This window comes from Streptomyces sp. Q2 (assembly GCF_056820935.1).
In genome coordinates, this window is the sequence record NZ_JBXEJE010000056.1 from 1 (window position 1) to 11653 (window position 11653).

The following is an 11653-nucleotide window of genomic DNA, read 5'->3' on the forward strand; positions in this document are numbered from 1 at the left end:
CGGGCGAGCCGGCGGGCGTCGGCTCCGGCGGGCGCGCCGAGGCGGGACGACCGGCGCGGTGAGCAGCGGGACGGGGCCGGGGCCGAGGCTCCCACGGCTCAGGACGTGACGGCCGAGGAAGAGGTCGAGCGTCCGGTGCAGCCGGAGCAGGCCACCGTCGCGCAGACCGTGCCCGTCGCCGCCGAGGACCCGGTCGTCGAGGCTCCGGCCGCTGAGCCGGTCGCCGAGGAGGCCGCGCCCAAGGGCCGTGTCCGTCGCCGGGCGACCCGCAAGGTGTCCGCGCCTGCCGGTTCGCCGGCGGGGGCCGAGGCGGCCGTGGTGACGGTCGCCGAGACCGCGCCGACGGCTGAGGAGGCTGTGGCCGCACCGGCGGCCGAGGCCGCTGCCGAGGCGCCCGTCGAGAGCGCCGCTCCGGCCCGTCCGCGGCGCCGTGCCGTGCGCAAGGCCACCGCGCCCACCGCGTCCGAGGAGGCGGCCGTCGTGGTCGTCCCGTCGGCCACGGAGGAACCGGTGGACGCTCCTGCCGAGGCCGAGCCCGACGTAGAGGCCGCCGCCGCTGCCGAGGAAACGGCGGCTCCGGCCAAGAAGACGGCCCGTAAGACGGCCAAGAAGGCCACGGCGAAGAAGGCCGCCACCAAGAAGACGGTGGCCAAGAAGACGGCCGCTAAGAAGACCGTCGCCAAGAAGACGACCGCCAAGAAGGCGACGTCGAAGAAGACGGCGGCGGCCGAGCAGCAGTCGCTCCGGTCCGTCTCGGCACCTGCCGACGAGGCCTGACAGCCCGCTGTACGAAGAAAGTGATCCGCCCCCGGCCCGACCGGGGGCGGATCACTTTTTTTGCCGCGTCGTGAGCCCTCACGTAAGAATCGGGTATGTGAATGGAAGGTGAATCACCCATCTGGCCGCAGGGTTATGATGTGAGCCGAGATTGACGCTAAATTCAGACAAATTGGGATTTTACTTCCTGTATGGCCACAGTATTGGGGCGCAATTCGTGAAGGCTCTCGTGCTCTCCGGGGGAGCGGGCACCCGCCTCCGCCCGATCACCCACACCTCGGCCAAGCAACTGGTACCGGTCGCCAACAAGCCGGTCCTCTTCTACGGCTTGGAGGCGATCGCCGAAGCCGGTATCAGCGAGGTCGGCATCGTCGTCGGCGACACCGCGGACGAGATCCGCGAGGCGGTCGGTGACGGCTCCCAGTTCGGGATCAAGATCACCTACATCCCCCAGGAAGCGCCGCTGGGCCTGGCCCATGCCGTGCTCATCGCCCAGGACTTCCTCGGGGACGACGACTTCGTCATGTACCTCGGCGACAACTTCATCGTCGGTGGCATCACCGGTCTGGTGGAGGGCTTCCAGGCCGAACGGCCCGACGCGCAGATCCTGCTGACCAAGGTCCCCAACCCCACCTCCTTCGGTGTCGCGGAACTCGGCGGCGACGGCCGGGTGGTGGGCCTGGAGGAGAAGCCGAAGAAGCCGAAGAGCGATCTGGCGCTCGTCGGCGTCTACCTGTTCACCCCGGCCATCCACGAGGCCGTCCGCTCCATCGTGCCCTCCTGGCGCGGCGAGCTGGAGATCACGCACGCCATCCAGTGGCTGATCGACGAGAAGCGTGACGTCCGCTCCACCACCATCTCCGGCTACTGGAAGGACACCGGCAACGTCACCGACATGCTGGAGGTCAACCGGTCCGTCCTGGAGACCGTGGAGCCGCTCGACGCCGGCACGGTCGACGAGACCAGCGAGATCATCGGCCGCGTGCGCATCGAGCAGGGCGCCCGAGTCAGTGGCAGCCGGATCGTCGGACCTGCCATCATCGGTGCCGGCACGGTGGTCAACGACGCGTACATCGGCCCGTTCACGTCCGTCTCCGAGGACTGCCGGATCGAGGACAGCGAAATCGAGTACTCCATCGTGCTGCGCGGTTCCTCCGTGACCGGCGTGCGCCGGGTGGAGGCCTCGCTCATCGGGCGCGACGTCGAGGTGACGCCCGCCCCCCGTAACCCCAAGGCCCACCGGCTCGTGCTCGGTGATCACAGCAAGGTGCAGATCTCTTCATGACGACCCCCGTTACCCGGATCCTGGTGACCGGCGGTGCCGGTTTCATCGGCTCGCACTACGTCCGTACGCTGCTCGGCCCCCAGGGCCCAGGTGATGTCGCGGTCACCGTCCTGGACAAGCTGACGTACGCGGGCAACCCGGCCAACCTCGACGAGGTGCGCGCGCACCCCGGATTCGCCTTCGTGCAGGGCGACATCTGCGACCCGGAGCTGGTCGGCAAGCTGATGGCCGAGCACGACCAGGTGGTGCACTTCGCCGCCGAGTCGCACGTCGACCGTTCCATCGACGGCGGCGCGGAGTTCGTCCGCACGAACGTGGTCGGCACGCACACGCTGATCGACGCGGCGCACCGGGCCGGCATCAAGACCTTCGTGCACATCTCCACCGACGAGGTCTACGGCTCGATCGACGAGGGCTCCTGGCCCGAGACGCACCCGCTGGAGCCCAACTCGCCCTACTCCTCGGCGAAGGCCTCCAGCGACCTGATCGCGCTGTCCTACCACCGCACCCACGGTCTGGACGTCCGCGTCACCCGCTGCTCCAACAACTACGGGCACCACCACTTCCCCGAGAAGGTCATCCCGCTCTTCGTGACCAACCTCCTCGACGGCAAGAAGGTCCCGCTGTACGGCGACGGCGGCAACGTCCGCGACTGGCTGCACATCGACGACCACGTCCAGGGCATCGAGCTGGTCCGCACCAAGGGCCGCGCGGGCGAGGTCTACAACATCGGCGGCGGCACCGAGCTCTCCAACAAGGAGCTCACCGGGCTGCTGCTCAAGGCGTGCGGCGCCGACTGGGAGACCAGCGTCGAGTACGTCGAGGACCGCAAGGGCCACGACCGCCGCTACTCCGTCGACTGCACGAAGATCCGCGAGGAGCTCGGTTACGAGCCCCGCAAGAGCTTCGAGCAGGGCCTGGCGGAGACGGTCCAGTGGTACCGCGAGAACCGCGCCTGGTGGGAGCCGCTGAAGGAGCGGGCGGCGCTGTGACCGACAACCGGACCTGGCTGGTCACCGGCGCGGGCGGGATGCTCGCGCAGGACGTCCTCGCGCGGCTCGCCGCCGCGGGACTCCCGGCCGTCGCGGCCACCCGTGCCGAGCTGGACATCACCGATCCGGCCTCGGTGGGCGCGGCGGTGGCCGCACACCGTCCGGCAGTGGTCGTCAACTGCGCCGCCTGGACGGCCGTGGACGACGCCGAGTCCCGTGAGGACGAGGCGCTGCGGATCAACGGCGACGGCCCGCGCCACCTCGCCGAGGCGTGCGCGGAGACCGGGGCCGTACTCCTGCAGGTGTCCACGGACTACGTGTTCGCCGGTGACGCCGAGAAGCCGTACGCCGAGGACGCGCCCACCGGGCCGCGCGGCGCGTACGGGCGGACCAAGCTGGCGGGCGAGGAGGCGGTCCTCACCGTGCTCCCGGAGAGCGGCTACGTGGTGCGCACGGCCTGGCTGTACGGCGCGGGCGGCGGCAACTTCGTCCGGACGATGATCAAGCTGGAGGGCGTCAAGGACACCCTCGACGTGGTCGACGACCAGCGTGGCCAGCCCACCTGGACCGCGGACCTCGCCGACCGTCTGGTCCGCCTCGGGCAGGGCGCCCTCGCGGGCACCGCACCGGCCGGCGTCTACCACGGCACCAGCGGCGGCGAGACGACCTGGTTCGGCTTCACGCGGGCCATCTTCGAGCGGCTGGGCGCCGATCCGGAGCGGGTCCGTCCCACCACCAGCGCGGCCTTCGTACGGCCGGCGCCCCGGCCCGCGTACAGCGTGCTGGGCCACGACCGCTGGGCGGCGGCGGGCATCGAGCCGATCCGGGACTGGCGCGAGGCGCTGACCGAGGCGTTTCCCGCGCTGCTCGCGGCGGAGCGCGGCTGACCGGAGCCGACCGGACGACCGCGGTGGCCGGGTCCTGCCTTCGGGCGGGGCCCGGCCACCGGCTTTCCCGGAAGTCGCGTGCAACCGAACGCGAGGTCGGGTGGTCCAACTCCCATGAGGAAAAGGCTCGGCGTCGGCGTGGTCCTGGTTCTCCTGCTGTCCGCCTGTGGCTCGAGCGGGTCGGACGCGGACGGGAAGGACAAGGAGACGCACACGCCCGCCGTCCCGTCGGACTCCCCGGAGAGAGGGACGGGACGACCTGCCGTCCGGTCGGACTTCGACGGGGACGGGTACGGGGACTTCGTCTTCAGCGACAGCACCGCGACCGTCAACGGGAAGTACGCCGCCGGGTACGCGGCCGTGATCCGCGGCTCCTCGAAGGGCCCGGTACCTGAAGGGCAGCAGGTCGTGACCCAGGACGACCTGGGGCTCGGCAAGGCGGGCGAGGGGGGCGGATTCGGAAGCCGGGGCGTGACGGCCGACCTCGACGGTGACGGGCGGGCCGACTTCGTCACCCAGGCGGGCAGGAGCACGGTCTTCGTCGTCTGGGGAAGCGCCGAGGGGCTGTCCGAGGCGGCCCGGCTGACGGGTACCGCCCCGCTCTCCGGTGACTTCGACGGTGACGGACGGGCCGACCTCGTCGTCACCGGGACCGAGGACAGCACCGCACGCGTCCTCCTGGGGCCGTTCAGCCGCGACGGCGCACCCCGCCGCACGGTCCCGCTGGATCTGACGCCGAGCGCCCCGGGGTACTCCGTCGCGATCCCGTCCGCCGCCGGTGACGTCACGGGGGACGGCAAGGACGACCTGCTGGTCACCTGGGCGCTCCTCGCGGACGGGTCGCCCGTCGCCCGCGCCACCCTCGTGTACCGCGGGGCCGCCGAAGGGAAGCTGGTCAAGGGCCCGCGCCTGAAGGACGACCAGGGCGAGGACTTCCACGGCGCGCCGCTGCGGACCGGGGACCTGAACAAGGACGGTTTCGCCGACGTCGTCGCGGGACTCGCCTGCGAGATGCTCGGCGATCCCATGATCCCGGCCGGCGGCAGTCGCGTGGCCGTCCTGTACGGCGGCCCCTCGGGGACGAGCGAGAAGCAGGGGCCCTCGCGCATCACGGCGAAAACACCGGGGCTGCCTGTACAAGGACCCTTCTCCTACTGCACCTTCGGCTACGAACCCGCGGTCGGCGACATCGACGGCGACGGATACGCCGATGTGGCGTTCTCGGTCGTGGCCGGTACGGCACGGGACGGCGCGGGCAGTCTCGTCCTGCTGAGGGGGAGCGCCCGGGGCCTCACGTTCGAAGGAGCGCAGTCCCTGCCCGGCGGCCGTGCCGCGATGCTGGACACGAACGGGGACCGAGCGGCCGAGATCGCCGTCGCAGGCCCGGGACAGGGCGAGATCCGGGTGCTGCGCGGTGGGCGGGAGGGGGTCTCACTCACTCCGGCGCTGGTCGTCACCGAGGCCGATCTCGACCTGGGACCGGAGATATCGAGCGCGGGGCGCGGCTTCGGGGTGGTCGGATGACACCCGGTTTCCTACCGGCGAGTACGTAAACCTCCAATGAACTTCCGAGAAAGCTTACGCCAGAGCCTTTGAATGAGTAACTTCGCCGGAAACAACGAAAGCCGAACCCCTCGAAAGGCCGCTTCAGTGGACCGTCATGAACTCCTGCGTGGACTGCACCGTATCTACCGGCCGCGAAACTACCTGGAGATCGGCGTCAACGACGGCCGCAGCCTGGCACTTTCGCGCGTCGCGTCCGTCGCGATCGACCCCGCCTTCAAGGTCGTGACGTCGATCAGCTGCGACGTCCACCTGGTCCAGTCGACCAGTGACGACTTCTTCGCCCGCAAGGACCCGCTGGTGCACCTGCGCCGGGGCCGCAACCCCTTCCGCGCCCTCGCCCGCCGCGACCCGCTGGGGATGCTCGGCGGCGACCCCACGCTGGAGCTGTCCTTCATCGACGGCATGCACCTCTTCGAGTACGCGCTGCGCGACTTCATGAACGTGGAGCGCCACTCGCGCTGGTCGAGCGTGATCGTGCTCGACGACATGCTGCCGCGCGACGTCGACGAGGCGGCCCGCGACCGGCACACCAAGTTCTGGACGGGCGACGTCTACAAGCTGGTGACCGTCCTGCGGAAGTACCGTCCCGACCTGACGGTGCTCGAGATCGACACCGCGCCGACCGGTGTCGCCGTGGTCTTCGGGGCCGACCCGCAGAACACGGTGCTCAAGCAGAACTACGACGACATCATCAAGGAGTACGTCGTCCCGGACCCGCAGGCGGTTCCCGAAGAGGTCCTCGTGCGCAAGCACGCCGTGCAGCCCGAGGCGCTGCTCGGGGCCGACTTCTGGCCGGCCCTGGTCAAGGCCCGGAACCTGCGCCGCCCGCGCGCGGGCTTCGAGAAGCTGCGCGGCCAGATCGCGGCGCTGGGCGGCTGACCTTTCCGCACGACAGCGAGAGGGGCCCCGCGGACAGATCCGCGGGGCCCCTCTTCGTCGCTCTCAGGCGCGCAGCTGCGCCGCGTACGCCTGGCATGCCTCGTACGACGGCAGCAGGCCCTGGGCCTCGGCCTCGGCGAGGGTCGGCGCCGCGGAGTCCTTCTCGGACAGCACCGGCGTCAGGCCCGACGGCCACTCGATGCCCAGCTCGGGGTCGAGCGGGTGGATGCCGTGTTCGCGCTGCGGGGCGTACCCCTCGGAGCACAGGTAGACCACGGTCGCGTCGTCGGTCAGCGCCATGAAGGCGTGCCCGAGCCCCTCGGAGAGATAGACGGAGTGGTGGTCCACGTCGTCCAGTCGCACCGCTTCCCACTGCTTGTACGTGGGGGAGCCGGTGCGGATGTCGACGATGACGTCCAGCACCGCGCCGCGTACGCACTTGACGTACTTGGCCTGGCTGGGCGGCACGTCGGCGAAGTGGATGCCGCGCAGGGTGCCGCGGCTGGAGATCGAACAGTTGGCCTGGGCGAGGCTCAGGCCGTGGCCGGTGGACTCCTCGAAGTCCGCCCCCTTGAACCACTCGTGGAAGCTCCCGCGAGCGTCGGGGAAGACCTTCGGTTCGTGCACCCAGGCGCCCGCGATGCTGAGCTCCCGCATGGTGATCACATCCTTACTGTGGTGCTGTTGTGCCGTGTGCCTGCGATGTGTGTCCGTGGTGGGGGGCCGGTCAGCCGATCAGCTTCGCCGCGAGCCGGCGGAGCTTCTTGCGGGCCGGGGACGGAAGCCTGCGGACGACCGGCCCGCCGACGGCGCGCAGCCTGCGCCGGACGGCCGCCTTGCGCCGCCTGGCCAGTTCCGTCTGCACGAGCCCGGCATCCACCATGGCGACATCATCGCCGAGACGCAGCCGTCCGCTGCCGTCGACCGTAGCTTCGCAGAGCGCGAGGGCCGGGCTCTCCTCCCCGTCCAGTCGCGCCGAAAGGTTCCAGCGGCCGGAGGGCACCGATGTCGCGCGCTCGGAGAAGGAGATGTGGGCGCGCCCGGCGACGTGGCGGACCTCGGCGGGCAGCGCGAACGTACGGCCGTCCTCGGAGGTCAGGACCAGCTCGGTCTTCATCGGCGCGGTCTTCGGCCGGGTGAAGACGTCGAGCCGGAGTTCCGGCCGGCTGCCGGGCATCCGCCGCACGGGGCGGTTCTCGAGGTACGGCACCAGCTTCTTGCTGCGGCGGCCGACATCGAGGGTGAGATTGCCGTGCGGGTCGGTGAAGTACGGAATGACCGGGCGGGCGGGCGAACCGAGCAGCGCGGGGCGGCAGTCGGCGTCGACGTGCGCCGCGCGGTCGGCACCCAGGCGGGCCTTGCGGACCACGCCGAGACCGCGGACCGGAACCCAGATGTCCCAGAACCCGCGGGAGACGGGGCCGCGCCCCTTGGCGCCCTGCGTGCCGACCTTGCCGGTGCCGCGCAGAACGACCTCGCAGGCACCGTCACCCAGGTCCTCGACGGTGGAGGTGTACTCCGAGGGGCAGGGCCACTCGACGGCCGTCTCGCGGTTGCGCAGGGACATCTCGGCCTTGAAGCCGTTCAGCTCGTCCGTGACGTCGACCAGCTCGCCGTCCTCCAGCACGCCCTCGGTGAACTCCGGGTGCAGGAAGAGGCGGCCGTCGCGGCGCAGCAGCTTGAGCGGCTCGCCCGTCTCTCCCTGGACCAGCCGGGCGGTGACGGTGACGGCCAGCTTGCCGTCGGACTGCCAGGCGACGTCCTCGAGCCGGGCCACGCCCTTGATGGAGGCGGCGAAGCGGGCGATCCGCACCAGGCCCTGCCGGTCGTCGCGGCGCAGCAGCGTGGAGCGGACGCGGCTGAGCGCCCCGAGCCCGTCGTGTACGCCGTCCCCCATGAAGTCCTCGGCCAGCGGCTTCACCGCGTCGCACATCTCGTCCAGGTAGGCGGCGTCGTACTTGAGGACGGAGGGCTCGCTGAGCCGGCCGAGCATCTCCACCCGGTAGAAGCGGCGGAGGAGCAGGTCCCGGAATTCCCCGGGCTCGGTGTTGTCGACGACGACGTCGAGTACCTCGCGGAGGTTTCCGTAGTAGCCGGACGGGACGATTTTGGCGGATCCCGCGTTGTTCCCGTCGTCGCGCTTCGAGTAGTAGTAGCAGGTGTAGCTGCCGAGGATGGAGACGACCTTGGCGGGGAAGTACGCCTGCATCATGTACAGCTGGTCCTCCAGGCGCCGCTTGCCCTCGGGATAGGCGATGCTGTTCTCGCGGAGGAATTCCGCGCGGAACATCTTGTGCGGCGTGAGGCTGTCGTACAGCGGCGCGTCCCGCAGGTCGCACTTCTCCCGGTCCACGCGGAAGACGCCGTGCGGAACGCCGCGGAAGTTGCTGGCCACCTTGCCGATGACGATGTCGGAGCCGTTGCGGTGGCCCATGTCGTACATCCGGCGCAGCGCGTCGGAGGCGAGGTAGTCGTCCTGGTCGAGGAACTGGACGTACTCACCGGCGGCCTCGCCCACGCCGATGTTCCTGGGTTTTCCGGGCCAACCGGAATTCGGTATGTGAATCACCCGGAAATGCGGGTGCTCCTTGGCCAGGGCGTCCAGCTCGGCGGGCGTGTCGTCGGTCGAGCCGTCATTCACGAAGAGAACTTCGAATTCGTCGGACGGCAGGGTCTGCCTCAACAGCGAGTCAATGCAAGGCTTGATGTACTTACCTGGGTTGTACACCGGGATGATGACGCTCACCTTGGTCGGCATCTGTTGAACCTGTCTCCTGTCGAGAAGCCCTGTGGGGAGTGACCGGCGTGTGTACGGCCAGTGGCCGTAGTGTGTATGGCCGGGCTCACAGAGTATCCGCAGGGGTTTCGGGTACACGTAAGGGTTTCGTGACGTCGGGGCGTCGCCCGTCACGGAGCCGGGCGGGCCCGGTTTGACCAGGCCTGGGGCGGCCCGTAACCTTGACCCTCGGTGTGTCTTGGTACCCACCCACCCCTGAGCACCCACCTCCTGCTCACCGAGCAGGGGAGGCCGCTCGTCCGAATCCGGATCATCGGGCCCTCGGGTCCGTGTGAACGGCTGGCATCAGGGGTCCGTCCCGAGTGAGAGAGAGATCCGCGTGTACGCCATCGTGCGCAGCGGTGGTCGCCAGCACAAGGTTGCTGTCGGCGACATCGTTGAGGTTGACAAGATTTCCACTGCCAAGGTTGGCGACACCGTAGAGCTCTCTACGCTGCTCGTTGTCGACGGTGACGCTGTGACCAGCGACCCGTGGGTGCTGGCCGGCATCAAGGTCCAGGCCGAGATCGTGGACCACCACAAGGGTGTGAAGATCGACATCCTTCGCTACAAGAACAAGACCGGTTACCGCCGTCGTCAGGGCCACCGCCAGCAGTACACGGCGATCAAGGTCACTGAGATCCCCGCGGCTGCGAAGTAAGGGACTGAGGAGAGATGGCACACAAGAAGGGCGCATCGTCCACCCGGAACGGTCGCGACTCCAATGCCCAGCGGCTCGGCGTGAAGCGCTTCGGCGGTCAGGTCGTCAACGCGGGTGAGATCCTGGTCCGCCAGCGTGGCACCCACTTCCACCCCGGCGCGGGCGTCGGCCGTGGCGGCGACGACACGCTGTTCTCGCTGCAGCCCGGCGCGGTGGAGTTCGGTACCTACCGTGGCCGCAAGGTCGTGAACATCGTTCCGGTCGCCTGATCGGAAGCTTTCGCGAGGCGGACCTCACTTCCCTCACGGGAAGCGGGTCCGCCTTTCGCGTGTTACCCAGAGACAGACTCTTACGTATTTCCCAAGTGCTGGAGGCACCCCCCATGACCACCTTCGTGGACCGCGTCGAGCTGCACGTCGCCGCGGGTAACGGAGGCCACGGCTGTGCCTCCGTACACCGGGAGAAGTTCAAGCCCCTCGGCGGCCCGGACGGCGGCAACGGCGGCCGTGGCGGCGACGTCATCCTGACCGTCGACCAGTCCGTCACCACGCTGCTCGACTACCACCACTCCCCGCATCGCAAGGCCACCAGCGGCAAGCCCGGTGAGGGCGGCAACCGCTCCGGCAAGGACGGGCAGGACCTGGTCCTGCCCGTGCCGGACGGCACCGTCGTCCTCGACAGGGCGGGCAACGTGCTCGCCGACCTGGTCGGGCACGGCACGTCGTACGTCGCGGCCCAGGGCGGCCGGGGCGGCCTCGGCAACGCGGCGCTGGCGTCCGCGCGGCGCAAGGCCCCGGGCTTCGCGCTGCTCGGCGTGCCGGGGGGTACGCAGGACATCGTCCTGGAGCTGAAGACCGTCGCCGACGTGGCGCTGGTCGGTTACCCGAGCGCCGGAAAGTCCTCGCTGATCTCCGTGATGTCGGCCGCCAAGCCGAAGATCGCGGACTACCCCTTCACCACGCTGGTGCCGAACCTGGGCGTGGTCACGGCCGGCTCGACCGTCTACACGGTCGCCGACGTGCCGGGCCTCATTCCGGGCGCCAGCCAGGGCAAGGGCCTCGGCCTGGAGTTCCTGCGGCACGTGGAGCGGTGCAGCGTGCTGGTGCACGTGCTGGACACGGCGACGCTGGAGTCCGACCGCGACCCGCTGTCCGACCTCGACATCATCGAGGCGGAGCTGCGGGAGTACGGCGGGCTCGACAACCGGCCGCGGATCGTCGTCCTCAACAAGATCGACGTACCGGACGGCAAGGACCTCGCCGAGATGGTGCGGCCGGACCTGGAGGCTCGGGGCTACCGGGTCTTCGCGGTGTCGGCGGTGGCGCACACCGGGCTGAAGGAACTGTCCTTCGGGCTGGCGGAGATGGTCGGCGCGGCCCGGGCGGCGAAGCCGAAGGAAGAGGCCACGCGGATCGTGATCCGGCCGAAGGCCGTCGACGACGCGGGCTTCACCGTGACGCCCGAGGCGGACGGTCTGTTCCGGGTGCGCGGCGAGAAGCCCGAGCGCTGGGTACGGCAGACCGACTTCAGCAACGACGAGGCCGTGGGCTATCTCGCGGACCGCCTCAACCGCCTCGGGGTGGAAGAGGAGTTGATGAAGGCGGGAGCCCGTTCCGGTGACGGCGTCGCCATCGGACCCGAGGACAACGCGGTCGTCTTCGACTGGGAGCCCACGGTCATGGCCGGCGCCGAGATGCTCGGCCGACGGGGCGAGGACCACCGCTTCGAGGCACCGCGGCCCGCGGCGCAGCGGCGTCGGGACAAGCAGGCGGAGCAGGACGAGGCGGCCCAGGAGTTCAACGACTTCGAGCCGTTCTAGCCGCTCCGGCC

The 11653-nt window shown here is 69.9% G+C and carries 10 protein-coding genes and 1 pseudogene; 9 read left to right on the top strand and 2 right to left on the bottom strand.

Features of this window, described 5'->3' with window-relative positions; all coding sequences use genetic code 11:
* The 6 genes and pseudogenes from ACWBNA_RS41600 to ACWBNA_RS41625 form a co-directional block, all read left to right on the top strand.
* Positions 1 to 777: pseudogene (locus tag ACWBNA_RS41600) on the top strand (Rne/Rng family ribonuclease); the annotation flags it as partial.
* A 217-nt stretch (positions 778 to 994) separates the two neighbouring features.
* Positions 995 to 2062, top strand: a complete 1068-nt coding sequence (locus ACWBNA_RS41605; RefSeq protein WP_482709789.1) for a glucose-1-phosphate thymidylyltransferase — start codon at positions 995 to 997, stop codon at positions 2060 to 2062.
* Positions 2059 to 3054 carry a dTDP-glucose 4,6-dehydratase gene (gene rfbB, locus ACWBNA_RS41610; protein ID WP_482709790.1) on the top strand — a complete coding sequence of 332 codons (996 nt, stop codon included), beginning with the start codon at positions 2059 to 2061 and terminating at the stop codon, positions 3052 to 3054. The genes ACWBNA_RS41605 and rfbB overlap by 4 nt, the downstream gene beginning before the upstream one ends.
* A complete protein-coding gene (gene rfbD / locus ACWBNA_RS41615) occupies positions 3051 to 3941 on the top strand; it encodes a dTDP-4-dehydrorhamnose reductase (protein WP_482709791.1) in 891 nt (296 codons plus the stop codon). The genes rfbB and rfbD overlap by 4 nt, the downstream gene beginning before the upstream one ends.
* 114 nt (positions 3942 to 4055) lie before the next feature.
* Positions 4056 to 5465, top strand: coding sequence for an FG-GAP repeat domain-containing protein (locus tag ACWBNA_RS41620; RefSeq protein ID WP_482709792.1), 1410 nt, complete (start codon positions 4056 to 4058; stop codon positions 5463 to 5465).
* A gap of 126 nt (positions 5466 to 5591) precedes the next feature.
* On the top strand, positions 5592 to 6386 hold the full coding sequence (locus ACWBNA_RS41625) for a class I SAM-dependent methyltransferase (protein ID WP_217239946.1): 795 nt from the start codon (positions 5592 to 5594) through the stop codon (positions 6384 to 6386).
* A gap of 63 nt (positions 6387 to 6449) precedes the next feature.
* On the opposite strand, the gene rfbC is transcribed toward ACWBNA_RS41625, so the two are convergent.
* Complete coding sequence (rfbC, locus tag ACWBNA_RS41630; protein ID WP_482709793.1) at positions 6450 to 7043, bottom strand: dTDP-4-dehydrorhamnose 3,5-epimerase; 594 nt, start codon at positions 7041 to 7043, stop codon at positions 6450 to 6452.
* Between the two features lie 70 nt (positions 7044 to 7113).
* Positions 7114 to 9144: a glycosyltransferase family 2 protein gene (locus tag ACWBNA_RS41635; RefSeq protein WP_482709794.1), complete on the bottom strand. Its 2031-nt coding sequence runs from the start codon at positions 9142 to 9144 to the stop codon at positions 7114 to 7116.
* Between the two features lie 358 nt (positions 9145 to 9502).
* Between ACWBNA_RS41635 and rplU the strand changes: the two genes are divergently transcribed.
* The 3 genes from rplU to obgE all read left to right on the top strand — a co-directional run bounded on the left by rplU (position 9503) and on the right by obgE (position 11642).
* Positions 9503 to 9823: a 50S ribosomal protein L21 gene (gene rplU, locus ACWBNA_RS41640; protein ID WP_006374708.1), complete on the top strand. Its 321-nt coding sequence runs from the start codon at positions 9503 to 9505 to the stop codon at positions 9821 to 9823.
* 14 nt (positions 9824 to 9837) lie between these two features.
* Positions 9838 to 10092 (top strand): 50S ribosomal protein L27, encoded by a 255-nt coding sequence (rpmA, locus tag ACWBNA_RS41645; RefSeq protein ID WP_482709795.1) that lies wholly within the window; start codon positions 9838 to 9840, stop codon positions 10090 to 10092.
* 113 nt (positions 10093 to 10205) lie between these two features.
* Entirely contained in the window at positions 10206 to 11642 is a 1437-nt protein-coding gene (gene obgE / locus ACWBNA_RS41650) for a GTPase ObgE (RefSeq protein ID WP_482709796.1), read from the top strand.
* Positions 11643 to 11653: the final 11 nt, after the last annotated feature.